A 26,708-nucleotide genomic window follows, 5' to 3' on the forward strand; every position below is an offset into this window, starting at 1 on the left:
GTTAAATATGGTTTTACAAAAAGAACATTAGTATTTAAAGAAATTGGTAAAACTAATGTGAAGGTTCAGCGTTATATTTGCAAACGTTGTGATAAAACACATTAATATTTAGTTGATTTCATTTTTTTAAATAGCTATTCAAATTAACTTTCGTGAAAATTTTTCCAAAACATTAAATAACCACATCCGATAAAGTCTATAACAAAGTTGATTGAAAAGTACGTGTAAGTGGTACTACTTTTTCATGAGTTTCAATATAACTAGACTCATTGACTTCTATTACAACATCACCATCACTAACTTCACCAATCAGCAATGGTGAATCCGGATTATGCAACTTTTGATTCCTTTTAACCAGCTTCATGTTGCTGTTGGCATAACAATACTTGCATCCATGCATACATGTATTATATAATCCAATATCCCTTCCCATTAAACAGTTGCATTCACGATTATGGTATTTTCCTTTAGGGACATTTAAATTATTTCCAATAGCTTTCTCAAGAACCTGGCGAGTCATGCACCCTGCTGAATCAAAACCAAACGGATCAAGCAGTGTGCCTTCAACACATGTTTTCATTTGCATATCATATTCACCGGCAATTTTTGCAAAATTTTCACCAATCACCAAACGTTCCTCTGTTGTAACTTCACGGGCTTCGGGAAAATTCCTTAAAACCTTTTGATATAAATCAATAAAACTGATTGTACAGTCTGATGTGTATTCATGCAATTCAGAGGCCATCTGCTCAAACATATCTACATGAAAATCCAAGGAATACTTTTCAGTTATGAAAATCGGGTCATATCTCCAGGATACAGCATTGATTCCAAGTGACTCAGACAGCTTCTTAAACGTTTCTATAACTTTTTTGTAATTAGGAACATTGACTTCAATATCTTTGCCGTAAGGAGTTATTGTTGTAAACCAGAACTGATTATAGTCAGACAGCCTGTCCAAATTCCTTACCAGTGGTTTTGGATTTTTGGAACAAAAACATATGACATCAACAGTTTTGGGATTGAAATTATATTTATAAATCTGATTATTATATGGATTTTTGCTGAGTACAAAACCCTCTTCAATTCTGTTTAAAAACCATTTATTAAAAAAAGCAGGGATATCTGTTCTTGTACCAGTATTTAGTATCATAAAAAAAAGAAAAAATAAAAGAGATTTATAAATCTCTTGCGAAAATATGTACAGCTGCAGTACCTCCGGTACCTCCAATGTTGTGAGTCATACCGATTTCAGCACCGTCAACCTGACGTTTACCTGCTTCTCCTCTAAGTTGCCATACTACTTCAGCAGCTTGAGCAATACCTGTAGCACCTAATGGGTGTCCACGTGCTTTAAGACCACCAGAGGTATTAATTGGGAAATCACCATCGATTTCAGTTTGACCTTCTTCAATAGCTATTCCTCCTTTACCTTTTTCAGCAAATCCTAAATCTTCTACAGCTAAAAGTCCATTAATGGAGAAACAGTCGTGCACTTCAGTTAAATCTATGTCTTTAGGTGTTACTCCTGCCATTTCATAAGCTTTTCTGGATGCCACTTTTGTAGATTCAATGGTAGTTATATCTTTTCTGTCGTGTAATGTTAATGTTCCAGAAGCCTGTGCAGAAGCTTTTACATAAATTGGAGTATCAGTGTATTTTTTAGCATCTTCAGCAGGTACCATTACAATAGCGGCAGCCCCATCAGTTACAGGAGAACAGTCCAATAATGTTAATGGATCTGCAACCATAGTGGAGTTAATAACCTTATCCACTGTTACTTCAAATGGGAATTGTGCATTTGGGTTTTTAGATGCATTTTTATGGTTTACTACTGAAAATTGTGCTAACTGTTCACGAGTGGTTCCATATTCATACATATGTCTTTTAGCAATCATTGCATATAATGACGGGAAAGTAGCTCCTTGCTGTGCTTCCCATTCCTGATCAGAAGCAGTAGCAATAGCCGGAGTAGCATCAACGACATCAGTCATTTTTTCTACACCCGCTGAAATTACAACATCATGAAATCCAGATGCAACAGCCATGATTCCCTGTCTTAATGCAAGGCCTCCTGATGCACAAGCAGCTTCAACTCTTGTGGTTGGAACTGGATTAAGACCGACGTGGTCGGAAATAAGTGCTGCAATATGTTCCTGCTCTACAAAAAGACCGGATGACATATTTCCAACAAACATTGCTTCAATATCATCTCCATCAATGTTTGCATCAACTAAAGCCTTTATACCTGCTTCAGCAATTAAATCCCTAAAGGAAGAATCCCATAATTCGCCAAATTTAGTTTGTGAAACTCCGATAATCGCAACATCTCTCATATTTAAGCCCCCTTACATTTTAATTTTGCCTTTGAATTTAGCATAAACAGCATAATCAACATATGTTTTATCATCAATGATTTCCTGTGTTTTTGGAGCTAATTCTCTTCTTTCGACAATTTCATCTTTTACTTTTATTGTAAATCCATCACTTCCAGCACCAGAACCGTATGAGATGACAAATATTTTATCTCCAGGTTCAGCAACATCCAAAATATTAGAAAGAGCAAGAGGCACTGCACCTGAGTAGGTGTTACCAATATTTGGGGTTAAAAGCCCTTGTTTAATTTGTTCGGATGTGAAACCTAATTTTTTACCTGCTCTGAGGTAGAATTTTCCGTTAGGCTGATGGAAACAAGCATAATCATAATCTTCAGGTTTTGAGTCTGTTTCTTCAAATAACATTTTTGCTGTACTTAAAACATGCTTGAAATAAGCAGGTTCTCCTGTGAAACGACCACCATGAGACGGATAGTCCTGACCTTCTCTTCTGTAAAAATCAGGAGTATCTGTTGTAAAACTGCAAGTATGTTCGATATCTGCAATCGTATTATCTTCACCGATGATGTAAGCAGCTCCGCCTGCGGATGCAGTGTATTCGAGAGCATCTCCAGGAGCTCCTTGTGAAGTGTCTGCACCAATAGCCAATGCATATTCAACCATACCGGATTGAACAAGACCCATGGACATTTGGATACCTGCGGTTCCTGCTTTACATGCGAATTCCAAATCAGCAGCAGTTAATTTTGGTGTTGCACAAACTGCTTCAGCAACAATGGAAGCAGTTGGTTTTACTGCATAAGGATGTGATTCAGAACCAACATAAACAGCACCAATTTTACTTGGATCAATTTGAGCTCTTGCTAGAGCACGTCTAGCAGCAGTTACTGCAATAGTTGCAGTGTCTTCATCAGCAGAAGGTACGGATTTTTCATTAACAACCAATCCATTAGATAAAGCTACAGGGTCATCCCCCCAAACTTTAGCTATTTCCTCTACTTTAATTCTATACGATGGTACATGTGCACCATATCCTACGATTCCTACCATTAAATCACCTTAAATAATAATCTTAAACGACATTAAAAATTAATTTAATTATTAATATTATATTTTTATTATTATATAAAATTAACTAAAAAATAGCTATTTTTTAGACAAAATAAGAATTTTAAAAAAAGTATTTATTACTTGATGCAGTTGCCGGGATTCGAACCCGGGTTGTAGGCTTGGAAGGCCCAAGTAATAACCAGACTATACCACAACTGCATAAAAAAATGCGGCGTCCGGGATTTGAACCCGGGTCTCTAACGTGGCAGGCTAGAGTCTTAACCAGGCTGGACTAACACCGCATGAAAACTAACAACAAATAAACTTATGTTTTAATAATATATAAAGGTTTGCATTATATGTCAAAAATTTGTTTAAAAATTAATTTGAGCATTTAATAGACAGTTAAAAATACTCTAAAAAAGACAAAAAATTAAAACAATAAGAATTGTGTTTAAGCTTTATGAGCAATAACACAAATCCAATCGTTTTCATCATCGATATAAGATTTAAAATCTTTAAATCCTGCAGATTCAAGAGATTCCTTCAAAACATCTTCAGAATATATTTTCATGTCCAACAATTCCACCAGGTCATCATATTTATCCATCTGTCCTTCCCTGTATACAGCCTCATTGCAGATAAATATGAATCCGTCTTTTTTAAGAACCCTGTTTACTTCTTTAAGGTCATTGATGAAATCCGGCCAGAAATAAACTGTTTCAAAGCATGTTGCAATGTCGAATGTTTCATCATAAAACGGCATTTCAGAAACAGATCCCTGCAACACATTGACAATTCCATCATCAACAGCTTTCCGGTTAAGATCTATTGATTTTTCAACGCTTACATCAGAATAATCTATTCCTACAACCCTGCCGTTTTCGGATATCTGTGCTGCAAACCTTTCAATGTTTCTTCCGCCGCCACAACCGATATCCAGTATCTTGCTGTCCGGGCAAACTTTAAAATGGCTTACACCCCATTGGGCCATGCTTTCATGAGACTGGTTCATTCTGTCCAGTATCTGATGACCCAGTTCGCCTTCAGGTTTTCTTGCATTTCTGATAAGTTCCTTATCTTCAATATTGTGGCCAGTATTTACTTTACCGTTGTCACTCATAATATCACTTCTTCATTCCTTTACGTGTTTTAATAGCCTGTCCAGTTTCAAACTGTTCAATTTCACAGGCTCCTAAAAGAGATTTACCATAAGCAAGCAATTTATCATCTTCATTAACGATTAAAACTTCATCTTTTGTTCTTATATTTTCATCACATTCAGTAACGAATTTGCAGAATACACTTTTTCCATCAAGTGCAAATGGTTCTGAGTCCTTATTGACAACAACTCTGTTTTGCGGATAAGGCATTGCTGAGTGAAGTCTTTTTGCACCTTCTTTTGATAAAATCAGATAGGAATCTGATGCCCTCATATTGACAATCAATGTTTTTCCATCGTAGATATGTCTGATTTTACCTGTCTTTTTACTCTTTTCTATGTTAATATTGCCTTTAAAAAGTGCCTCACCTGCTCCAATACCGAATTGATAATCTGCAATGGCCTTGACTTTTTTAACATCATCTTTTTCATACCTTATTTCATCAGTTGAGATTTCATGTTCATCCAAATCCATATCCAAGTTTTTAACAACTCTTGAATGGATTAAAACCTGATCATAGTATTCAACAAATTCAGCTATGAAATCTTCCATGAATTCAATGCTGTCAACATCACGGGTTTTTGGAGCATCACTTTGACTTAACGGATAAACTTCATCAATTTCAAGAGGAATCAATCCGAATGGAACATCAAGAACCATAAAGTCAGTATTATCCAAATCAATTTCCTGTTTTTTGCCGAATATATAAAAATCACCCAGTTTTCCAGAGACGAATTTGGAGTACGGTTTTCTTGATGGAGGTAAAATCACCAAATCTCTTTTTTTAGGCATCTGGCGCAGTTTCTGCATGTGTCTTAATACTTCTGACCTGCAAAGGGATTCAGGGCCGGTGTAGAAAAATGCTGACTTTTTGCTTCTAGGGTCGTATTTTTCCAAATCAGCAGAATAATTTCCCAACTGTCTTACAGCATCCAAAAGTGCAGGATGAGCTCTGCATCTCTCTTCTACAAGTTCCATTAAATTACCATCATAGATTGCCTGTCTGATTAATCTTAATTCTGCAAATGAAACATGTAAATTATGTTCTGCAATCAAATCTCTTCTTTGCTTTTTAGGCATTGCCCTTAAATCATCAGGAGTGTATTTGGTACATACATCACATGAGCACGGCATTTCCTGGAGGTTTTCTAACTTAAATGTTCCTCGAGTGGACAAAAGTCTGTCATCTTCTGCATATAAAATATAAGCCGCTGAGTCAAACAGGTCACATCCCATTGCAACACACAGGGCAAATATCATAGGATGGCCGGCGCCCATCAGGTGGCGGGGAACAGTATCTGACAGCTCTTTCATGGAATTCATTACAACATCTACAAGGTCCTTGTAGTGATAGGATTCCATCAGCGGAACAACAGCACCTATAGGATACAAGTCAGCGTCAAGTTTTGAGAGTTCCTTTGCACATTCCTGTCTTAAATCCAAATATGTTGAACCCTGAACCACAGAATTCAACAGCATTTCAATATTATTTTCTTTTTTGAATGCAACAGCCTCTTTTGCACGTTCAATGGTAATTTCCAAATCACTTTCCGCTTTTTCACGGTCAACAAAAGGAGCTGTCGGAATATCCAAACTTGTTCCAATGTCTGATTTGATTAATTCCTGAAACTCGATGACTTCCTTGTTTGTAATTTCCACATCACCGTAAACAGACAGCTGAAAAGACCCGGAATCAGTCATAATCGGTCCGTCGAAATTGATTAAATCATGCAATCCTTTTTCTATAGCTTCCTGTTTTAACTTTTCATCCTTGTAAATTAAGTATGCATTGGTAATTACTATATCCGCACCATATCTTCCAACATCAATTGTCTGTTTTCGCGGATGAATAACCGGCATTAATGCAGGGGTTTTGACATCACCATGCTTTGTTTTCAAAACACCTACACGCCCCATATTATCTTTAGCTTTAATTTCAAACATTATCTAACCTTACCTAAATTGAAAATATAATATCTTTAAAAAAATCAATTCACTGCAAAAAAATTAATCGAAAATAAATTTGAGTGCAAATATCTAAATAAACATTAAACTAGAAATTATATAAATTTTGCCCATATACAATTTAGAATCAAATTTTTCAATTTAAAAAATTTATAATTAATAAAAATCTAAAATAATCCTAGATACAATGAGTTATGAAAATAATGCAAGAGTAATCAACGACGATATTTTTGATTTAGTCAATGAATGTTTTAGTCAGGAAAAAAGTAGTCGAAATATTGAAGGAAGGGTTAATTTTTTTGATACTTACAACAATTATTTTGTTTTAACAGATGATGGATCTTATTCTATTAATTCAAAAGAAATAAATCATAAAGTTGAGACATTACATACATCTACCGGTGCAATAAGTGAGTCATTTGAGAAATTTATCAAACCGATGAAGTTCAACTATGATGAAGATATTGCGATTTTAGACATCTGTGCAGGAATAGGATACAACACATCTGCTGCAATCGCTGATTTCATTAAAAATTCTTCAAAATCAACATTGACCATTGATATGGTCGAAATTTCAAAGGCCACACTTGCATGCGGACTTTTTGTGCCTTCACCTATTGAAGAGCATGACATTACAAAAAAGGCCATTGAAGATGAACTTATAGCCGAAGATTACGCAACTTTAAGTTTGGAAACTGCCGAAATTCCAGAAAACATCCACATCAATGTTTACATTGAGGATGCAAGACAAACAGTTCAAAAGCTAAAAGATGACACCTATGATGCAATATTTTTAGATCCCTTCAGTCAGAACATGGCTCCCGAATTATTTTCACTTGAATTTTTCAAAGAGTTCAGAAGAGTAATCAAGGATGACGGAATCGTTGCAACCTATACCTCAGCTGCACCAATAAGAGATGCATTCATTGAAGCTGACTTCTATATCGGCCAAGGCCCGATATTTGGAAGAAAGCAGGGAGGCACACTGGCCAGCCCAAATCCTTTGATGCTTGATACTGCACTTCCAAAAAACGACGAAATAAGAATTGCACTGTCTGATGTGGGAATTCCATTTAGAGACCCTGGCTTAAACAACGACAGTGACAGCATCCTCGAAGCACGAACCGAAGAAAGACACAATGCACGCCACACCACCAAAATATCATCAGCCGTCAAAACTCCAATCTTTTTGGCCACAGAAATGGATGATGAAAAACTGAAAAGACGTGTCGAGAGAAACCTTGCCAAGATGAACATTCCATCAACAACATCAAAAGAAGCATATTACATTGTTGAATGTGAAAACAGCTATTCAAAAAAGCAGGACGAAAAAAATAATTCAAGAAACAGAATTTTAGAAATGAAAAAAAGATTAAAAAATGTTAAAATGGGAAAATTATGATTTTACAAATTTTCCGCTTTTTAAAGTATATGCATCCTGTTTGGTACAGGAAGTTGTAGGTGATGTAGGAGTCAAGTCTCCTCCTGAACCACCATGATTGTGTCCGAATACAGACCAGTCACTGTCACAGTTTGCACAGACAATGATACCTTCAGCGCTACTGCCCTCAACATTTCCTGTAGCCGGGAACTTACCCCAATTAGCTATTTCTGAGCCTGCAAAGAAAATACTCCAGTACAACTCATGACTATGACAATACGGACATGTTCTGTCAAATTCAGTCATGTAAAATGTATAACCGTATTTACTGTATTCACCTGCTGAGGAAGCCCTACCAATAGCCAAAATGGAATATCCGTCTTCTGAAACTCCATATTGATTGTAAGAAGTTCCAATATTGGATTCATAGACAGTAATTGTTCGGGTTAAGGTATAATTATTGCTCAAATCCTTACAGTTTATTTTATATGTACCTTCAGTCAGATTGAAAGAAATGGTAGCTGCACCATTTGCATTTGTTTTATAAACTTTAGTCTGACCATTGAATGTAATTTGAACATCAGAATTACCTGCAACATTACCGTTCTGTTTTAAGAGAGTTACTGTGTATACTGAAAGCTTATTTGAAGGTGCAACAATGTTATTTGCTTTAATAGTAGGTGAAATAACAGTGATTTTAGTATTTATGCTTGATTGGGTGTATGGATCATATGATTTGAATGTATATGTTCCTTTAGCCAATTTGAAATTTACACTAGCAACACCTTTAGCATCAGTTTTTAAAGTTTTTTTGGAATTTTTAATATAAACGTAAACTTTAGCGTTTTTAACCAGCTTTTCATTTTTATATAATGTTACTTTGAATGTTGAAGTCCTGTCTGAAAATACTGTCATCTTACTTGCAGTCATTGTAGGTGAAATCTTTACAGTGTTAGTTTTTTGCTCGCCTGTTTCAGGATTTATTGAATAAATCTTAAATGTGGCAGGTTTTGAAATAACACTTAACTTTGCAACACCCTTTGAATTTGTTCTGACCTTGAAAGCACTTCCATGAGCTTTGAATGTGACGTATTTATTTGCCAACAGTTTTCCATTCTTACCATAGAAAGTTGCGGAAAATACTTTTGAACTTAAATAACGTTTGGAAAGGTCACTAGCAATAACTGAAGTCTTTACAACAATCTTATTTGAAGTTGTGTATCCGTCCGGATGAACTGCATAAATAGTATATGTTCCTACACCCAAACCTATTCCAATGCTTGCCACACCTTTTGAATTTGTCTTTTTAGTATAGGTTTTACCGTTCAAAATAAATTTGACATTTGTATTTTTCAGAACTTTACCATTATTTTTTAAGAAAGTGGCTGTGTATGGAGCAGTACTCTTGTAGATTTTAGTTAAATCTTTACCAGATACCAAAGGCAATACTTTAACATTATCCATAGAAGACACATCTTTGTAAGATGCTGAAACCTTATAAGTGCCCGCACTCAAATTCAGCAGAGCAGATACCTTTCCAGATGCATCAGTATTTAGAGTATATTCAACTCCATTAACATTTAATGTAACGGAAGCATTTTCTACAGGAGCATTGTTATTAAATAAAATAAAATCATAACTTCCCCCACTGTAGTAAGTTCCATTACTGTTGCTGCTAAACTTATAATTATTATTAGAATCAGCAGCTAATATGTCCTCACTTTCGGATATGTCTGAAACACCAACCGAAGGAGGCTCTTCATCAACTTCCCCAGCAATTACATCATCAGTTCCATTGGAATCCACAGCGGAAACCACAGACAGTGATAACATAAACACCAAGGTAATTAAAACTAAACTAATTTTCTTATTAAACATTATGTTAACTCCATCTAACATTTTTTGTTTTATTAATCTTATTATGTTTTATGTATAAAAAGCTTTTGTTTTTCTAAAAAAGCATAAATATCATTAATTTAGCTAAAATAAAGTTTAATAAGGTTAAAAATAGAATAAATACATTAAATCAATTGAAATTATAATCAAAAGACAAAATTTAATTGAAAATCGAATTTTTATAGTTACTAATAGTTATCAAAAGCTTTACATATCTGAAATATGTAAAATTACATATTACCCCTTAAAATAAAGTTAAAACGAAATTATAAAATTTATAAATCAATTGATTTAAAAAATAAGTTTTTAAAATTGTCTGAATTTAATTTAAAGACCAAATATGAAAAAAATTAAAAAAAAATAAATAAGGTAAAAAACCTTATTCAACAGTTACACATTTTGCCAGATTTTTAGGCTTGTCAGGGTCATGGCCCTTTTCAAGAGTAATATAATATGCAATCAACTGCAACGGCACAATATATACCAATGGTGCAATAATCTCTTTTACTTCAGAGTTTATTGGAATAACCGCATCAGCTTTGGATTTAAGAGACTGATCATCTTCAGCACCAATCGCCAAAACATTAGCGCCACGAGATTTGACTTCTTCCATATTACTCATGGTTTTTCTGTAGTTGTCTCCAGGAGGAATAACAACGACAACAGGAATGCCCTCATCTATCAAAGCCAAAGGACCGTGTTTCAGTTCACCGGCAGCATATCCTTCACCATGAATATAAGTAATTTCCTTAAGTTTTAAAGCACCTTCAAGAGCTGTAGGGTATGAATATCCCCTTCCCAAATAGAAGAAATCACGTGCATAGTTGTATCTTTTTGAAAGTTCCATAACCAGATTTTCATGTTCCAGTGCCTCTTCGATAAATTCCGGTACTTTAGCCAGCTCTTCTAGCAATTCATTATTGCCTGACAATAATGCTGCAAATAAATATATTGAAGTCAGCTGAGCAACATATGTTTTTGTTGCAGCAACACCTATTTCAGGACCTGCCTGAGTCTGGATTACATAATCTGCCCTTCTGGTAATTGCAGAACCTGCAACATTAACGATACCCAATGTTTTTGAAGTCTGATTGGCAACATCCAATGCCTTAAGTGAATCAGCAGTTTCACCGGACTGTGATATGAAAATAACCAGAGTTTTGTCATTCAATGTATTGGCAGAATATTTGAATTCAGAAGCCAGAATAACATCTGTTGGAATTCCTGCAAGAGATTCAATAAGGTATTTTCCGGTCAGAGATGCATGATAAGATGTACCGCAAGCAACAAAACAGATTCTTTGGATGTCATCAAAATCATCTATGATTTGCTGAATATTTTCCTGTTGGGTTAAAGTATTTTTAACGGCTGTTGCCTGTTCGTTAATTTCTTTAATCATGAAATGATCATAGCCTTCCTTTTCAGCCATTTCAGGTGTCCAATTGATGGTTTCTATTTCCTTGTTGACCACATTGTCAAATTCATCATGTACAACGACACCTTCCTTATCAACAATGACTATTTCTCCCTTTTCCGGATAGATTATGTCTTTTGCATATTTCAAAATGGCCGGAGAATCGGATGCCAAGTAATATCCGTTATCTCCCAAACCGACAATCAATGGAGAATCTTTACGTGTTGCAACAATTTTTTCAGGTTCTTTAGAAGAGATTGCCGCAATTGCATAAGCTCCCTGAATAATTTCGATTGTTTTTCTAACAGCATGTTCAAGGTCAAATTTTTCATCCATAAATTTCTGAATAAGATGCGGAATAACTTCAGTGTCAGTGTCTGATTTGAATACATGACCTTCAAGAGTTAATTTTTCTTTAATCTCCAAGTAATTTTCTATAATACCATTGTGAACAACAGCAACAGTGCCGTCCCCATCTATATGAGGGTGGGCATTTAATTTGGATGGATCCCCGTGGGTTGCCCAGCGTACATGAGCAATACCGAAATGACCAGGCATATCTGTTAAATCCAGACTTCTGTTAACTTCCTCAATTTTACCTTTATCTTTTTTAATGTGTATCTTATTATCGTCAAATGTAGCAAGACCTATTGAATCATATCCCCTGTATTCCAGTTTTGAAATACAATCAAAAAGAATAGGAGCTACATCCTCATCTTCTTTTAATATACAACCTACAATTCCACACATTTAATCACCTTTGATAATCGTAAATATCCTGATAAAGATTTACAACATCCCCAATTATTAAAATGGCAGGAGTATTGATTTTTTTATCTGCAATATCGCCTAAAGTTCCAAACACAACATTTTCGTTTGGAAGTGTTCCGCTTTCAACTGCACAAACCGGAGTTTCAGCAGGACGGTATTTCATTATCTCAGCAGTATTTTCTTTAATGTTACCTATTCCCATTAAAATAACCAATGTATCGGCTGTGTAATCCCAATGCACCTGACTTTCAGCTTTTGTAGGATCTTCATGGCCGGTAACAATTGTAAGTGATGTTGCAACCGCTCTGTGAGTAACGGGTAGTCCCAAGGAAGTTGGTGCTCCAATAGCTGAGGTTACACCAGGAATAACTTCAAATTTGATATCATGTTCCATTAAAGCCAATATTTCTTCTCCGCCACGTCCAAAGACAAAAGGGTCTCCGCCTTTAAGCCTTACAACATTTTCATGCTTTTGAGCCTGACCAATAATCAATTCATTGATTTCATCCTGTGTCTTGTAATGCTCACCCGCTTTTTTACCGACATATATCCTTTCGGCATCTTCAGGAGCATGGGCCAATATCTCTTCATTGGCCAAATAATCATATAAGACAACATCTGCTTTGTTAAGAGCTTTAACTGCTTTAAGAGTTATTAAATCAGCATCACCAGGACCCGCACCAATCAAGTAAACTACCATCTAAATCACTCTATAAGAATCCTTTAAAAAAGTTCAAACCATCATCAGAGCCAAATAATTCTTCACAAGCTCTTTCGGGATGAGGCATCATCGCACAGACAAGACCTGATTCATCACAAACACTTGTAATTGCTTCCATAGAACCGTTAGGATTTTTGCCTTCAAACTGCAATACTATCTGATCCTGGTCTTTTAACAAGTCAATATCCTCAGTATAGAATCTTCCTTCAGCATGTGCGATAGGAAGCTTGATTATTTGGTCTTTTTTAAATGCCTTGGTAAATGGAGTCCTGTTTGTTCCCACTTTAAGTTCAACCCATTCACAGTTGAACTTAGGATATTCGTTTGTAATAAAAATTCCCGGAACAAGACCTATTTCACCTAAAATCTGTGCACCGTTACAAATTCCTAAAACGGGTTTTTCTTCTTTTACCAATGCTTTGATTCCATCAATTACCGGAGTAATTGAAGCCATAGCACCTGCTCTAAGGTAATCTCCATATGAAAATCCTCCAGGAATGACAATCCCGTCATAGTCAGTCAGATTTTCTTCACTCCACCAAATGTATTCAGGAGTAAGGCCGGCCAATTCAATAGCCTGAGCGACATCCCTGTCACAGTTGGTTCCTGGAAATCTAATTACACCAATTTTCATTTTCTCACCTTATTTGCCGCAAGCCATATTCTGTGGAATGACATTGATTTTATAATCATGAATTACAGGATTACAAAGTAATCTTTCACACATGTCAACTACATTTGCTCTGATTGCTTCCCTGTCCTCACCTTCCATTTGGAATTTAATGGTTTCAACAGTTTTAACGTTTTTAACTTCGTAACCTAATAAATCAAGAGACCTTTCAACCTGTGTAGCTTCAGGGTTTAACATACCGCTTTTAAGAGAAATTTTAACTTCAATATCAAATAACATTTAACTCACCTAAAAATCAAATTTTTCATCATCAGGAATGACTCTGTTATACACTTCTATGTAAGCTTCCATAACTTCGTCGTCTTTACCTTTTCTAAATAATTCCTTGTCCAACATTTCCAGTGTTTCACTGTCCCATAATCTGCATCCGTCAGGAGATATCTCATCACCCAAAAGAATATTTCCATCTTTATCCTTACCGAATTCGACTTTGTAATCAACCAATATGATTCCGGCATCTGCAAAGAATTCTGTCAGGATTTCATTGATTTTCAATGCCTTTTCAACCAGAATATCAATTTCTTCGTCGCTGGCTATTCCTAATGCCTTTATAAGGGAACGATTAAGCATAGGGTCATGATATTCATCATCCTTATAATCCATTTGAACTATTGGGGGATCCAATTTGGTTCCTTCTGAAATTGGGTATTTGCGAACCAAACTTCCTGTTGCTATATTTCTTACAATAACTTCGATTGGAATCATTTCAAGTTTTTTTGCAAGCATTACGTTAGGTTCGGGAAGGTCAATAAATTGAGTTTCAATGCCGTTTTCTTCTAAAACTTTAAAGATTTTAGCAGATATAATTGCATTGTATGCTCCTTTTTTGTTCATAACCTCTTTTCTCTCACCGTCACCAGCAGTGATGTCATCTCTAAACTCGATAATGACCTGATCTTCGTTATCGGTAGTGAATACACTTTTTACTTTTCCACCGTTAATTAACTCTTTTTTGTCCATGATATCAACAAAATTATTAAATTATTATAATATAATTTTTAATTAATATATTATATAAAATTAGTTAAAATGAATGCAGTTTTAGATAAATTTGAAAAAAATAAAAAAAGAAAAGTGATTATAATTTATTGACATATGCCACATCATCAGCAGTCCTGCCGAATTTCATCCCATTAAGCGAGCCGTTTGGAAGCTCTGACATTATTGTAATAGGATAATCATCATCAGGTTTTATAAACATCTGATGAGTAACGTTTTGTCTTGTTGTAACCACTATTTTATAATTGTTATCCAATTTGGAAAAATCTCCATCAAGAAATATTGGGTTGAAGGTTTGTTCCAAAAGATAATCAGGAAAGTCACCTTGTATATCAAAATGATCTATCAAATCCTTAAATAACATTTAATCATTCCAGATTAGGCAGACTTCCTTGGTCTGATTGGTATGAAGAGCCTATAAGTTTACCTGATTCGGTGTCATATTGTCTAAATCCACCGTCCTTGTAGGTCACTTCACGATATTGTCCTTCACCATTTTGGCCATTGGACTTGATTATTTCACTTACAATGTCGCTACCGCCTGATTGTGAGTCGGATGAAGAACTAGAGCTGTCAGAAGATGCAACATCAATTACTTTATCTTTTATATTGTTTATTGTATTTGAATCCATATTTTCCATATTAACACCTAATTCACTCATAAAAGAGTAGGCTACAGCACCGCCAACGATTAGCAATGCTCCAATAATACATAATATGACTAGAATAAAGCCTTTCATATTATCACCTCTTTTAAGCTTTCATTAATCTTATGACCCTAGCTATTAAAATACTTTTCTATTACTTTATATATAACAAAAAATAAAATAAAAATCATGGATTTGAAAAATACCGCAATACTTCTCATGCTATTATTATGCATCATGGGTTTGATGATTGGCATTTACTACACTGAAGCTAGCGAGAGCACTCAAAATCCAAATAATTTTGAAGAATCAATTACTGAAGATTCAAACGGAACAATCACCATAGATTTAGTTTTAAAAGAAAATAATACATCCGATTTAAGTAAATTTTTTACATAAAAAAAATAAGAAATGGTTAAAGATAACCATTAAAGTCTTTCTTCGACATCATCCCAGTCAGGGCTTTTAGCAGGCAATACTGTAAATATAACAGTTGAAATAAGTAAAATTGCCGCTACAATGACAGTAAATATCAGCTGGTCAGATGTTGAATTATTTATTACATCAATCATTCCTCCAATCCAAACGACTGCAATGAAAATCGGAAGAATAAATTTGACAATTACAAGCCACCATTTACCCAGTTTGATTGTTTTGGATCTTGCATTTAAAAAGCCTATCAGTTTTTCAGCGTTGAATATCCATGCAAATATTATACACTCAAGAATAATGCCTAAAAGCAGTGCAATCTGGTTGATGAATGTATCAACATATCCAAGAACAGAACCTCCATATGAGGTTGCATAAATCATTGATACAACTGCACCGAAAATAATCAGAATAGTCATTGTTTTAGACCTTGAATGTCCGAATTTATTTTGAATTGAAAAGGACAACGGCTCAATTGTTGATAGAATGCTTGTAAGACCTGCAAGATAAACTGTAAGGAAAAACAGAGGTCCTAAAACGTAAGCCCACTGACCCAATACGTTAAATACTGTAGGATATACTACAAATACAAGACCTGTTCCCTGAGTTACAAGGTCAGCCACCGCAGTTCCGGACTGCAAAGACATGTATCCTAAAATTGAAAATACACCTAAAGCTGCAAAGTTTTCAAAAAGTGAATTTGCAAGAGCAATAGAGATTGTATTTGTAATCAAATCAGCATCTTCTCCAGTATAACTTGCATATGTAAATGCGATTGACATTCCAAGGCTCAATGAAAATACAATCTGGCCAAATGCAGCCATCCATATTTCAAAGTGGCCAAGCAAAGACCAATCCGGGTTAAACAGCTCTGCAAGCCCAATTGAAGCACCAGGCAAAGTCAAAGAAATACCTACAATAACAACCATGATTACGAATAATGCAGGCACTAAAACTTTAGATACTTTTCCAAGACCCTCTTCAAGGTCACGATGTGAAATAAACCAAATGATTACCCAACCTGCAAGCATTGCAACAGCAATAAGAGGAATGAAATGGAACAAACCGGAAATTGACTCAGAGGACTGAAGAAGAGTGGTTGCAAAGAATGCATCAGGATTTGCACCCCATCCCTTGGTGAAACTCAAAATCATGTAAATTCCATCCCAGCCCAGAATAGCTGAGTAATAAATCATAATCATAAATACAGCAACCGGCAAAAGCCAGCCTAAAAATTCCCAATTGGAGTGAATCTTCCTAATCGCCTTTGGAAAAGAAGATTTAAAATCATATCCTACACCATACTCCAGAATTAAAAACGGAATTCCCATCAGTATAATCGCTACGATATAAGGAATGTAGAATGCTCCTCCTCCGTTAGAGTAGAGCACGTAAGGATATCTCCAAATGTTTCCAAGTCCAACTGCAGAACCAATCATTGCAAGGATGAATGAAAGGTTGCTGCCCCATTCGTTTTTATCTGCCATAATTTTCATTTTCCTATCTAAATTATGTAGTATATTTTTATAGTTAGCATAATAAATAGGTTTAGTTTAAAAAATCAGTTTTCATCACTGATGGATTTATCCAGTTCTTCAACAGAAGAACCAATAGATCTTTTTTCCAAGACAGATGAACCGTAGTGAGGTAAAATCACAAGTCCAATAATTGTAGCCATCCAGAATGAAATCAACCTTTCAATCATAGTTACAGGGGCTACCAGTGATGTTGAAGCTCCTGCCTTTGAATAAAGTCCAATCATCAAACCGTCAGTTGCACCAAGACCTCCAGGAAGTAAAGGAATCATACCGACAAGAGATGCAAGAATGAATACTTCACCAATGACAATAACATTCAAAGAAGCTCCGAATGCCAAAAATACAATATATACCCTTAAAATCTCAAAAATCCAAATCAAAAAGGACAAAGGAACAGTATAATACAAAAGCTTCTTGTTTAAAATCAGCATAGACATGGTTTTCTGAAAACCGAAGATGTTTTCATGAATGCTTTTTTCCAGGTCTTCGGAACTTTTTTTATAGAACCTGTTAACGATTCTGAAAATGAATTTTTCAAGGCGGATTCCAAAACTCTGATTTATACATAAATAGACAAGAATTCCCAAAACCACAAGAATTCCGATTACAGCCAAAAGCAAAACAACAACCAGCCAGGTGGGAATCTCAAAGTACAAAAGCATAGCCACAAGGGTTATCGCTGCAAGAACAATAAAAGGGAATGTATCCAAAACCCTATCTGCCACAACACCTGCAAAAGTATCTTTCAAATCATAACCCTCTTCCCTGGATAAAATATAAGCCCTGACAGGTTCTCCCCCTCCACGGCCTGAAGGAGTGATGTTGTTAACCGCAAGCCCCACCATCATCATAGGAAAAAGACTTCTGAAGCTGACCTTGATATTTACCGCATCATTGACCAGTTTCCAACGCAGAGTGTATAAAAAATAAGTGAATACCTGTATAAAAATAGCTAGAGCTATTAAACCTAAGTTAGCGGTTTTTAAAGCATCTATAATATTTTCAATTCCAATGAAATGGAACATTACTATCAAAATTAGAAAACTAACTATGATGAAAATAGCAGATTTTTTATCCATATTAATAAGTTTATAGGATATTTCTATAAATAATTTCCTATAATATTAATCTTTTAAAAACCCCTCCCTAAATAGATATTTTATTTAATTATTTCACCAAATAATCTCATTTGTTATTATTATCATGAAAAAATTAGAATTTTAAAAGATTATTGTGAAATAACCATATTTTAAAATTTACAAATTTTAAATGGTAATTCTAAAAAATAAATCGCATAATGACATTTCGATATTCCAAGTCAAACTGCAGAACCAATCATTACAAGGACGAATGACATATGTTGTCCCATTCATTTTTATCTGCCCTAATTTTCCATTTTTATATAGTTATGTAAATTATTTTTGTCGCTAAGATAATGAATATTTTGGCAATATACAAATTAACAACTAAAAAAAATGGAAAAAATATTAATTTAATACAAAATTATGTCCAACTTTAAAAGTCAGATATTATTTTCCTAAATGATATAACGATACTTCACCATTTTGATACAGCTTAGTATAAGGCTGTCCAACAGTATTATTATAATTTGCAATATAATAAGTAATATTATTATCCTTTAATTTATCTGTAAAATTACTTTGTTTTGAAATATCTTCAACCGAAGTAACATCTTTTTTTAATAAAAAGGACATGTCTCCACCACGGTCGGCCCAAATTGTTTTATTCATATACTGAGAGTCGTATTTCATAAGCCAATTGCACACATCTTTTTCTTCAAAAGATGCTGTCATGAAATTGTCATGCATTTGATTATCATAGGTATGTGGAGAATTTGAAAGTGCATAAACACATGAACACAATAAAATTAAGCATATCAATCCTATAGGTACAATTACCTTAATTTTATCCATGTATTTTATATTTTTGAACTTTTCAAATATTAAATCAAGAGACAGGATTATTGAATATGCAAAGAACGGCAGCATTTGAATAAAGTACCTGTCCACTTTGATACTGTAATAGGTAAAAAAGAGGAAATTAACCATGAACCAGTAAAACATTACAAAATCCAAAGTAAAATACTCCATTTTTGTCTTGTTTAATATATAATATAAAGCCAGCAAAGCGATTGAAGCAATAATTTCAGAGTAAATAATTGATATCTTTGTATATGTTGCTAAAAATACTATTAAACATATTAAAATCACCAAAAATTTTAATTTTTTATTTTCATGTTTTAAAATCCCTCTATTTTCCTTGCCGAACAGTTTTATCATGTACAACACAAATCCAATAGCCATAATTACTAAAAATAGGTAAGATATTCTAGAAGGCTTACCCCCAATCCACTCCATTTCAGATATTAAGAATACACCTGGTTTCAATGAATAAGGAATGAATTTAGCACTGCCCAAATAAATCGGAATATTATTGACATAGTATGTGAAGTAATGTAGCATATTTGAGGTGTTTTGAGCTTGTGTAATCCCCTGTCCTTGAGATACGAAAAACAGACTGATATCAAGATAATAGTAAATCCCTATAAAAATTGCAAAAACAAGTGCTCCTGAACAAAGTGCTATGACAATATGCTTTAAATTTTCTTTAATGTATTCTATAGGATTATCAACGAGAAGATATTGAATCAACAAAACAGGAATCATTAAAACACCAGTATATCTTGTAAAAAAGCCAAGAATAACCAATGCAAAGGCAAGGTATGAGAATTTTGGATCTTTTTTGAATGATAATCTCATGAAATAAACAGCCCAAATCGAGATACACATCCCAGGAATATCAATCATTCCTTTAGTAACCCAAACTAAAACCAATGGAAAAGTTGCCAGAATCATGGCTCCTGTGAAACTTAAAACTTCACTAAACCTTAATCTGAATAAAAAATATATTCCTATTCCAGATAATATGTAAAATACACTGCTTACAACAATTATTGTAAAATCATATATGAATCCCATTCGGAAAAATAATGAGGTCAGCATTGGAATAAATGGAGACAAACCTTTAGTGGCATTAAATCCAGTATCATAGCCTGCATAAAATAGAGCATTATTTAAATAGAAAAAAACATCCCTTACATAATAAACTCCTGCTTTTCCATCGATATTGAGCAATAATAATGTGATAGTGACTAAAATTACTGTTAAAGCTGAAATCGTAATTATGTCATTTTTATGCTGTTTAAAATCCATAATATCTCCATAAAAATCTTAAACTGGATGAACTCCCATAATATGAAACTTAATTTTGAATTTTTTAAAGTAAAAATTGAAAAAAAACTTAAATATTCCATATCCAACAATTTTTATCAGAAGAGTTAAAGATAATTTTAAAATATCTACTTTAAAAGTTCCATAAAAATATTTTGAAGTCAAAACAATTTAAAGTTATCTATAAAAACAATTATAAAACTATCTTTAACCTCTCAAGATAATTTTTTTAATATAATTGAGCTATAAAAAGAAATAAATTATCCTAATAACTAGATTTAATTAGTTTTCTATTTTTTATTCTTTTTCAAAAATTCATATTTGACTTGAGTAAAAAACTTAAATAATGGAATAACAATTGAAAATCTAAAACCAATTACATAAATCAATGGAATTTTACGGTCACTAATTAAAATAGGTTTTTCTTTAACTTTTAACTGATTTTTTTTAATGTAAACATTAATTAATCTTTCAGACAAAAATCCTAAAATCCTTCTTTGATTTTCAGGATATTTTTCAAAATCAATTTCAGACTCCATCTTTTTTAAAATATCAAAAACCCATTCGAAATAATCATCTGCCAATTCTTTTTTACAAATAAACATGTTAAACCAGTAACATTCCTTTTCATTTAGCATTTCATCATAAAATGGAAGATATTCCGGATAATCCTTTTCTAAAACATTTCTTAATTTGCAATAATCTTCAATATAAGGACCATAATCAAGATATTTTCTTGTCTTTTTAATGTCATCAACATTTGTCATACCCATACGAACTTTATTTGGCATGATAATATCATAATCAGTTAATATTTCTTCAATATCTTCCTTTTTAAGTATATTTAATGTAATATTTTTGGCAAAATATCTTCTATAATGGCAAAATCCAATTATATCTGCATCTGAATTTTTCCAAGCCCAATATTCACCAGTCATTTCAGCATAGTAATTGTTTAAATCTGAAATGTTATCACCGGAATCATCTCTCAAATAGCCAAAATCATCATTGTAATTTACACTACCATTTAATAAAGGAATATAAATTTCCTCATTAGGACAATCAAATTTTTTATGTGTTAAAACAAAAACAGACATTGAATTTTTAAATCCTTTTGAATTAATTGAGCTACTCTCTTTTATCATAAATAACCATCATTCCATTTAAATTTAGTTCATCACTAGGAAATACCATTTTTTCACCATCAAATACCATATAAACTAATGCATTTTCACCATCTTCAAAATCATTGACAGAAATATCCTCAGAAATATTTTCTATTTTTCTAGTAAATGAACTCATAATATCTTCAGGAGCAGTGATTTTTAATAATCCTTCATCATAATATTTTTCAATAGCATCAACAGTATTTTTTGCGGCATCTCCTTGACCATACGGATTTGGTGCATTTCGCATTTTTTCTGCAAATTCAGAATCATTTAAAATTTTACGAGAATTATCCAAAATAGCTTTTTTATCTGAGCCAACTAAAATATTTCCACCCGCAGTTACTGTTTCTGGTCTTTCAGTATTATATCTCAATGTCAATGCAGGTACATCAAGAGTTATTGCTTCTTCTTGAAGACCTCCAGAATCTGTTAAAATTAATGTAGATTTTGAAGTTAAAAGTAAGAAATCCAAATATCCAATTGGTTTAATAATATGAACATGTTCCAAATTATTTAATTCATCAAATAATCCGAAATTTTCAAGAGTATTTTTAGTACGAGGATGTATTGGGAAAATAATATTCATTTCATCCAATTCTTTTAAAGCACCGATAATATTTTCCACCCTGTTTTTTACATCAACATTTTCTGCTCTATGCATTGTTAATGTTAAAATATTTTCCATATTATCAATATTTAAATCTTTTAAAGAATTTTCCCCGAATCCCCTTTTTTCAGCTATTTTTAAATGCCTAAAACATGCATCAACAACAGTATTTCCAGTTATGATTAAATTTTTTCTAGAAAACCCTTCGGCTAAAAGATTAATTGCAGATTCTTCAGTTGGGATAAAATACATAACAGAGCAGATATCTGCAACCTTCCTATTAATCTCCTCAGGCATTGTTAAATCAAATGATCTAAGACCCGCTTCAACATGACCTACAGCAATATGTAATTTTGCCGCAACAAGAGCACCTGCAAGTACTGCATTAGTATCTCCTTGAACAAGCACAATATCCGGCTTTTCTTCAACCATGATTTCTTCAATACCTGCCATCATATTTCCAGTTTGTTTTCCATGACTATCAGAACCAACATGAATATTATAATCAGGGGTGGGAATTTCTAAATCTCTAAAAAAGTTATCAGACATCTCTTTATCATAATGTTGTCCAGTATGTAAAACAACTTGATTGATTCCTCTTTGATTGATTTCAGCAATGATGGGCGCCATCTTAATAATTTCTGGTCTTGTACCTATAATACTCATTATTTTCATCCTATCCACAACCATTATTTTAATAAACAATTATTCATAAACAATACACTTATTAAAAATTTCAATGAATTCTAGTGTTTTAAATTGTTAATTTGAAACTTATACTCTAACAAAGTTAATCATTTTAATATTGAGTTGAAATTAAAAATGAAACTTTACGCATCATTTTACGTAAAACAGGACTATCATAAACACGACCTAATATTTCAGAAATAAAAGCTGCAATAGAATAGTGTTCATGTGCAATAAAATAATTTAAAATTTTAAAATGAATTACATCAAAATCTTTAATATTTAACTCCTTTTCCAGTTCATAGATTTCTTTAAAGAAAATCTTTCTCTTTTTCCATGAAATTCCCGGCATTAAAGTATAAGCTTGATAAATTAAAACTCTCATTTCATCATAAACAACAAATAAATTATTTTCAGCATGGTATTTTTTTAATAAATTATACATTAAATAAACCGCATTTATTCTGGATTTAAATTTTTCTTCATCACGAATATTTGTAATTGAAGTTTTTTCATCAGTATCCCTTAATTTATTATAATACCCATAATATTCAATGAATACAATTTTTTTAGCATTAAATATTGTTTCTAAAGTAAAATATCCATCTTCCCCTAATTCATTAGGACATTCAAGATGATGGTCCAATACAAATTGTTTATCATATATTCCAGCACACATTCCTGGACGGTAATATTTATGATAATTAATTATATTATCTTTATTATCATCAAAAACATATTCTTTTTCTTCTTTTAAAAAATTATGAGATGTTTTAGATAATTTATCTCCAGCAACAAATGTCCAATGTGAATAAACTAAATCAGCACCTGTTTCGACAATTTTATTATAATATACTTCACAAGCATCTTTTTCCCATTCATCATCTGGATCAATGAACATTAAATATTTAGATGAAGCTTGTTTGATTCCTACATTTCTAGGAATTCCCGCACCACCATTATTTTTCTCTAAAAAGATTCCTTTACAATTATCATATTTATTAACATATTCATTAATTATTTGCCTAGTATTATCTGTAGAACAATCATCAACTATGATTACTTCAATGTTTTCAAAACCAATTGTTTGATTAATTATGGAATCCATTGCAGTATCCAAGCAGTCATCAACATTAAAAGCAGGTATTATCATTGTTAAATAATACATATATTATCTCCAATACGATATCTAATAATAATTTGATATATACTCATATAAATATTTATATTTTTATAAAAAGATAATTTGAACTGTTTATGCCTACAAAATTAATTAAAATATTCCTAAAATTTTAATCAATTTTGTTTAGCTTTTTCAAATTCCATCTCCATTTCTTTAACCGCATTTTTATTAATCACATTTTTAACTAAAAAATATGGTGTCAAACCTAAAATAAAATCACCAATTTTATTTTCAGATAATTTTTGGAATAATCTTTGTTTACCATTAAAATTTGCAGTATAATCAATAACAGATTCAAAATTTGCTAATTTGGCATAATGTTTGTATACTTCTGCATAAGGATGTTTTTCATTTTGCCATGGCCTAAAGAAGTCCGCTGCACAAAAATGTAAAAATATCGGATTTTTCCTAGCATCATCCATGATTTCTTTAGAGTAATATTCCTTATCAATACAAGAAAACTTTTTAGACACCTTATAAGACATGTACTGGAAATATCCTTGAAGATTATATCTAGGTGAAATAATTTTAATTTTATTTTTAAAAGTATTATTGATTATTCCTTGATCGTGTTGATAAAATCTATTCTGATTATTCATAATAAATTCTATGAATTTATCTTCAACATTATCTTCACGCCATTTTTTTAAATTAATACATAGCATGCCTGCATTGATATAGTTATCCTCTTCAGAAATGCCCAACATTTCTTGAATTGTAGTATTGCAACAGTCTAGTACCGCAGCACAATAATAATCTGAAATATCTTCTTCCCATAACTGTTTTAATGAATCCACATTAAGAATATCACAATCAATATATATTATTTTATCAATATTATCTGGAATTAAACTTGAAATAAACAATCTTGAATAAGTAGTAAAAGAAGCTATATTATCCCTTTCAAGAGACACTATCTTAGAATTTAAATTTTCAATATTCTTTGTTTTTATAAAATATAGGTTACAATTATATTTGTTTAAATTATTCTTTATTTTTTCAATATTTTGATTTGTAATGCCATCATTTAAAATAAATACATTTATTTCGTCAAAATCATTGATATTATTTTCTAAAATAGACACTATTGATATGGTTAATAAAGGGACATAATTGTCATCAGAAGCTAATACTATATTCATTTGATATCACCTAACACAGATAATATTTATTAATCATAATTTTTAAAAGTTTTTAATCAAAAAACTCAATATCTTAAGAATTAATTTTTTCATAGGGTTAAACAATTCTAATTTCAGAGACATATTGAATTGTTATTTTTGAGATTGTAGAAAATCATGATAAAAATTATATATTGGTTAATTTATAATTAATTAATAAATTATATTGATTAAAGAAGATACCATGAGTCAAATTCGTACAATATTCAACAATATGGGTTGGTTAATGATTTCACAGATTGTCGCTTCTGTTTGTGGATTTATTTGGACCATCTTAATGGCTAGGTATCTTGGAGTTGAAAAATACGGCCTTTTTGGTTTTGCAACATCTTTAACCGGTATTTTAGCAATTACTGTGGATTTAGGCATTAGTACTCATATTGTAAGGCATATTGCAACAGATTATGATTCTGCGCCCACTTATTTGGGTAATGCCATACCCTTGAAAAGTATTTTTGCAATTGGAACCATTATTTTAACATTAATTGTATTAATACTTATGAAATCAGATGAACTTACTATAATTATCACCTTACTTTTTACAATTGAGATGATTATTAGATCATTTATTGGATTATTTAATGGTACTTTCCAAGCATTTGAAGAAGGAAAATATCAGGGAATTGCAAACACCGCATTACATCTAATTTTATTAATATTTATTTTAATTTCAATATTTGCAAATTTTGGAATTATTGGAATTGCTATTTCTTATATTTTAGCTAATGCCCTTGTATTAGGTTATATGTATTATTCTCTTAAGAAAAATGTCACTAAACCAAAATTTGATTTGGATATAGAGTTTTGTAAAAAAATTACAAGATATTCATTACCTTTTGCAGTAACTAGTTTGTTATATATTATTTATTATTCAATTGATGTGGTTATGCTTCAAAATATGGTTGGAAGTTATGCTACTGGAATTTATAATGCAACATATAAATTAATTTCAGTTTTAACATTATTTTATTCCGTTTATACCGCAGTCATATTTCCGGTTATGAGCAGATTTTTCAAAGATGATGAATCAATGCTTTTAATAAGTTTTGAAAAATCAATCAAATATTTAATGATGATAATAATTCCTATAGCTATTGCAACAATGTTTTACTCATTAGATATAATACAACTAATTTATGGAAATAAATATGATCCCGCATCATCAGTTTTATCCATTTTAATTTGGACCGTCTGTTTATTATTTGTTAGTGGGGCATGCAATACCTTGTTAAATGCATCACACAAAGAGGTTGCCGTAACCAAAATCTATACAATAGCTGCAATATTCAATGTCATTTTAAATATATTTATGATACCATATTTATCATATGATGGTGCAGCAATAACAACTGTTTTAAGTGATATTTTAATTGTAATAATACAGATTTATATAATATACAGATTAGGGCATAGACCAAATAAAAAATTATATTTGGATTTGGGAAAAATAATTATGGGGTCTACAGTTTTAGGAATTGCACTATACTACTTAAACTTAAACATGTGGGTTGCAATACCTGTTGGAATAATAATTTATTTCATGACTCTTGTTCTTATAAAATTATTTGATGATGATGATAAATATATTATTAAAGAAATTTTAGGTAAAAACTAATTAACTAATAAACT

The 26,708-nt window shown here is 32.3% G+C and carries 23 protein-coding genes and 2 tRNA genes; 3 read left to right on the forward strand and 22 right to left on the reverse strand.

The features are described from left to right. Positions 1–196 precede the first annotated feature (196 nt). From QZU75_RS07480 to tgtA, 7 genes are all read right to left on the reverse strand, one after another. Entirely contained in the window at positions 197–1,153 is a 957-nt protein-coding gene (locus QZU75_RS07480; protein WP_296882701.1) for a DUF1848 domain-containing protein, read from the reverse strand. Between the two features lie 25 nt (positions 1,154–1,178). Continuing rightward, positions 1,179–2,336, reverse strand: a complete 1,158-nt coding sequence (locus tag QZU75_RS07485) for a thiolase domain-containing protein (RefSeq protein ID WP_296882702.1) — start codon at positions 2,334–2,336, stop codon at positions 1,179–1,181. Between the two features lie 12 nt (positions 2,337–2,348). Further along, positions 2,349–3,386: a hydroxymethylglutaryl-CoA synthase gene (locus tag QZU75_RS07490; RefSeq protein ID WP_296882703.1), complete on the reverse strand. Its 1,038-nt coding sequence runs from the start codon at positions 3,384–3,386 to the stop codon at positions 2,349–2,351. A 145-nt stretch (positions 3,387–3,531) separates the two neighbouring features. Beyond that, a tRNA-Gly gene (locus QZU75_RS07495) sits at positions 3,532–3,605 on the reverse strand. Positions 3,606–3,614: 9 nt separating this feature from the next. After that, positions 3,615–3,688: transfer RNA gene (locus QZU75_RS07500), tRNA-Gly, on the reverse strand. Between the two features lie 152 nt (positions 3,689–3,840). Continuing rightward, positions 3,841–4,509: a class I SAM-dependent methyltransferase gene (locus tag QZU75_RS07505; protein WP_296882704.1), complete on the reverse strand. Its 669-nt coding sequence runs from the start codon at positions 4,507–4,509 to the stop codon at positions 3,841–3,843. 4 nt (positions 4,510–4,513) lie between these two features. Continuing rightward, a complete protein-coding gene (gene tgtA / locus QZU75_RS07510) occupies positions 4,514–6,493 on the reverse strand; it encodes a tRNA guanosine(15) transglycosylase TgtA (RefSeq protein WP_296882705.1) in 1,980 nt (659 codons plus the stop codon). Positions 6,494–6,701: 208 nt separating this feature from the next. On the opposite strand from tgtA, the gene QZU75_RS07515 reads away from it, so the two are divergent. After that, positions 6,702–7,916 carry an MnmC family methyltransferase gene (locus QZU75_RS07515; protein WP_296882707.1) on the forward strand — a complete coding sequence of 405 codons (1,215 nt, stop codon included), beginning with the start codon at positions 6,702–6,704 and terminating at the stop codon, positions 7,914–7,916. Here the strand turns inward: QZU75_RS07515 and QZU75_RS07520 are convergent. The 8 genes from QZU75_RS07520 to QZU75_RS07555 all read right to left on the reverse strand — a co-directional run bounded on the left by QZU75_RS07520 (position 7,911) and on the right by QZU75_RS07555 (position 15,127). Further along, positions 7,911–9,773 (reverse strand): carboxypeptidase-like regulatory domain-containing protein, encoded by a 1,863-nt coding sequence (locus tag QZU75_RS07520; protein ID WP_296882709.1) that lies wholly within the window; start codon positions 9,771–9,773, stop codon positions 7,911–7,913. The genes QZU75_RS07515 and QZU75_RS07520 overlap by 6 nt on opposite strands. A 397-nt stretch (positions 9,774–10,170) precedes the next feature. Beyond that, a complete protein-coding gene (gene glmS, locus QZU75_RS07525; RefSeq protein WP_296882711.1) occupies positions 10,171–11,955 on the reverse strand; it encodes a glutamine--fructose-6-phosphate transaminase (isomerizing) in 1,785 nt (594 codons plus the stop codon). Positions 11,956–11,959: 4 nt separating this feature from the next. Next, positions 11,960–12,676, reverse strand: coding sequence for a uroporphyrinogen-III C-methyltransferase (gene cobA / locus QZU75_RS07530; protein WP_296882713.1), 717 nt, complete (start codon positions 12,674–12,676; stop codon positions 11,960–11,962). Positions 12,677–12,686: 10 nt separating this feature from the next. Next, on the reverse strand, positions 12,687–13,331 hold the full coding sequence (gene purQ, locus QZU75_RS07535) for a phosphoribosylformylglycinamidine synthase subunit PurQ (RefSeq protein WP_296882716.1): 645 nt from the start codon (positions 13,329–13,331) through the stop codon (positions 12,687–12,689). A gap of 9 nt (positions 13,332–13,340) precedes the next feature. Further along, positions 13,341–13,607 (reverse strand): phosphoribosylformylglycinamidine synthase subunit PurS, encoded by a 267-nt coding sequence (gene purS / locus QZU75_RS07540; RefSeq protein WP_296882718.1) that lies wholly within the window; start codon positions 13,605–13,607, stop codon positions 13,341–13,343. A 9-nt stretch (positions 13,608–13,616) separates the two neighbouring features. Continuing rightward, positions 13,617–14,348 carry a phosphoribosylaminoimidazolesuccinocarboxamide synthase gene (gene purC / locus QZU75_RS07545; RefSeq protein WP_296882720.1) on the reverse strand — a complete coding sequence of 244 codons (732 nt, stop codon included), beginning with the start codon at positions 14,346–14,348 and terminating at the stop codon, positions 13,617–13,619. Between the two features lie 118 nt (positions 14,349–14,466). Then, a complete protein-coding gene (locus QZU75_RS07550) occupies positions 14,467–14,751 on the reverse strand; it encodes a hypothetical protein (RefSeq protein ID WP_296882722.1) in 285 nt (94 codons plus the stop codon). A gap of 4 nt (positions 14,752–14,755) precedes the next feature. Next, the gene (locus QZU75_RS07555; protein ID WP_296882724.1) at positions 14,756–15,127 is read right to left on the reverse strand and encodes a flagellar protein, FliL; all 372 of its coding nucleotides are present in this window, start codon (positions 15,125–15,127) and stop codon (positions 14,756–14,758) included. Positions 15,128–15,271: 144 nt separating this feature from the next. Here QZU75_RS07555 and QZU75_RS07560 point away from each other — a divergent pair, with 144 nt between their 5' ends. After that, the gene (locus QZU75_RS07560) at positions 15,272–15,433 is read left to right on the forward strand and encodes a hypothetical protein (RefSeq protein WP_296882726.1); all 162 of its coding nucleotides are present in this window, start codon (positions 15,272–15,274) and stop codon (positions 15,431–15,433) included. A 29-nt stretch (positions 15,434–15,462) separates the two neighbouring features. Here QZU75_RS07560 and QZU75_RS07565 read toward each other — a convergent pair whose 3' ends face one another. The 7 genes from QZU75_RS07565 to QZU75_RS07595 all read right to left on the reverse strand — a co-directional run bounded on the left by QZU75_RS07565 (position 15,463) and on the right by QZU75_RS07595 (position 25,040). Continuing rightward, the gene (locus QZU75_RS07565; protein ID WP_296882727.1) at positions 15,463–16,950 is read right to left on the reverse strand and encodes a sodium-dependent transporter; all 1,488 of its coding nucleotides are present in this window, start codon (positions 16,948–16,950) and stop codon (positions 15,463–15,465) included. Between the two features lie 74 nt (positions 16,951–17,024). Then, positions 17,025–18,080, reverse strand: a complete 1,056-nt coding sequence (locus QZU75_RS07570; RefSeq protein ID WP_296882728.1) for a UPF0104 family protein — start codon at positions 18,078–18,080, stop codon at positions 17,025–17,027. Between the two features lie 450 nt (positions 18,081–18,530). Further along, a complete protein-coding gene (locus QZU75_RS07575) occupies positions 18,531–20,234 on the reverse strand; it encodes a glycosyltransferase family 39 protein (protein WP_296882729.1) in 1,704 nt (567 codons plus the stop codon). A gap of 308 nt (positions 20,235–20,542) precedes the next feature. Beyond that, positions 20,543–21,397 carry a DUF4422 domain-containing protein gene (locus tag QZU75_RS07580; RefSeq protein WP_296882730.1) on the reverse strand — a complete coding sequence of 285 codons (855 nt, stop codon included), beginning with the start codon at positions 21,395–21,397 and terminating at the stop codon, positions 20,543–20,545. Beyond that, positions 21,381–22,703: a non-hydrolyzing UDP-N-acetylglucosamine 2-epimerase gene (gene wecB, locus QZU75_RS07585; protein ID WP_296882732.1), complete on the reverse strand. Its 1,323-nt coding sequence runs from the start codon at positions 22,701–22,703 to the stop codon at positions 21,381–21,383. The genes QZU75_RS07580 and wecB overlap by 17 nt, the downstream gene beginning before the upstream one ends. Positions 22,704–22,827: 124 nt before the next feature. Then, entirely contained in the window at positions 22,828–23,883 is a 1,056-nt protein-coding gene (locus tag QZU75_RS07590) for a glycosyltransferase family 2 protein (RefSeq protein WP_296882733.1), read from the reverse strand. A 128-nt stretch (positions 23,884–24,011) separates the two neighbouring features. Then, positions 24,012–25,040 carry a glycosyltransferase family 8 protein gene (locus QZU75_RS07595; protein WP_296882735.1) on the reverse strand — a complete coding sequence of 343 codons (1,029 nt, stop codon included), beginning with the start codon at positions 25,038–25,040 and terminating at the stop codon, positions 24,012–24,014. Between the two features lie 223 nt (positions 25,041–25,263). Between QZU75_RS07595 and QZU75_RS07600 the strand changes: the two genes are divergently transcribed. Further along, positions 25,264–26,694, forward strand: a complete 1,431-nt coding sequence (locus QZU75_RS07600) for an oligosaccharide flippase family protein (RefSeq protein ID WP_296882737.1) — start codon at positions 25,264–25,266, stop codon at positions 26,692–26,694. Positions 26,695–26,708 lie beyond the last annotated feature (14 nt).

The organism is uncultured Methanobrevibacter sp. (assembly GCF_902764455.1).
In the GTDB taxonomy this organism is placed as follows: domain Archaea; phylum Methanobacteriota; class Methanobacteria; order Methanobacteriales; family Methanobacteriaceae; genus Methanocatella.

Coding starts and splice junctions, on each gene's coding strand:
- QZU75_RS07480 (WP_296882701.1), bottom strand. CDS start 1,153: ATGATACTAAATACTGGTACAAGAACAGATATCCCTGCTTTTTTTAAT.
- QZU75_RS07485 (WP_296882702.1), bottom strand. CDS start 2,336: ATGAGAGATGTTGCGATTATCGGAGTTTCACAAACTAAATTTGGCGAA.
- QZU75_RS07490 (WP_296882703.1), bottom strand. CDS start 3,386: ATGGTAGGAATCGTAGGATATGGTGCACATGTACCATCGTATAGAATT.
- QZU75_RS07505 (WP_296882704.1), bottom strand. CDS start 4,509: ATGAGTGACAACGGTAAAGTAAATACTGGCCACAATATTGAAGATAAG.
- tgtA (WP_296882705.1), bottom strand. CDS start 6,493: ATGTTTGAAATTAAAGCTAAAGATAATATGGGGCGTGTAGGTGTTTTG.
- QZU75_RS07515 (WP_296882707.1), top strand. CDS start 6,702: ATGAGTTATGAAAATAATGCAAGAGTAATCAACGACGATATTTTTGAT.
- QZU75_RS07520 (WP_296882709.1), bottom strand. CDS start 9,773: ATGTTTAATAAGAAAATTAGTTTAGTTTTAATTACCTTGGTGTTTATG.
- glmS (WP_296882711.1), bottom strand. CDS start 11,955: ATGTGTGGAATTGTAGGTTGTATATTAAAAGAAGATGAGGATGTAGCT.
- cobA (WP_296882713.1), bottom strand. CDS start 12,676: ATGGTAGTTTACTTGATTGGTGCGGGTCCTGGTGATGCTGATTTAATA.
- purQ (WP_296882716.1), bottom strand. CDS start 13,331: ATGAAAATTGGTGTAATTAGATTTCCAGGAACCAACTGTGACAGGGAT.
- purS (WP_296882718.1), bottom strand. CDS start 13,607: ATGTTATTTGATATTGAAGTTAAAATTTCTCTTAAAAGCGGTATGTTA.
- purC (WP_296882720.1), bottom strand. CDS start 14,348: ATGGACAAAAAAGAGTTAATTAACGGTGGAAAAGTAAAAAGTGTATTC.
- QZU75_RS07550 (WP_296882722.1), bottom strand. CDS start 14,751: ATGTTATTTAAGGATTTGATAGATCATTTTGATATACAAGGTGACTTT.
- QZU75_RS07555 (WP_296882724.1), bottom strand. CDS start 15,127: ATGAAAGGCTTTATTCTAGTCATATTATGTATTATTGGAGCATTGCTA.
- QZU75_RS07560 (WP_296882726.1), top strand. CDS start 15,272: ATGGGTTTGATGATTGGCATTTACTACACTGAAGCTAGCGAGAGCACT.
- QZU75_RS07565 (WP_296882727.1), bottom strand. CDS start 16,950: ATGGCAGATAAAAACGAATGGGGCAGCAACCTTTCATTCATCCTTGCA.
- QZU75_RS07570 (WP_296882728.1), bottom strand. CDS start 18,080: ATGGATAAAAAATCTGCTATTTTCATCATAGTTAGTTTTCTAATTTTG.
- QZU75_RS07575 (WP_296882729.1), bottom strand. CDS start 20,234: ATGGATTTTAAACAGCATAAAAATGACATAATTACGATTTCAGCTTTA.
- QZU75_RS07580 (WP_296882730.1), bottom strand. CDS start 21,397: ATGATAAAAGAGAGTAGCTCAATTAATTCAAAAGGATTTAAAAATTCA.
- wecB (WP_296882732.1), bottom strand. CDS start 22,703: ATGAAAATAATGAGTATTATAGGTACAAGACCAGAAATTATTAAGATG.
- QZU75_RS07590 (WP_296882733.1), bottom strand. CDS start 23,883: ATGTATTATTTAACAATGATAATACCTGCTTTTAATGTTGATGACTGC.
- QZU75_RS07595 (WP_296882735.1), bottom strand. CDS start 25,040: ATGAATATAGTATTAGCTTCTGATGACAATTATGTCCCTTTATTAACC.
- QZU75_RS07600 (WP_296882737.1), top strand. CDS start 25,264: ATGAGTCAAATTCGTACAATATTCAACAATATGGGTTGGTTAATGATT.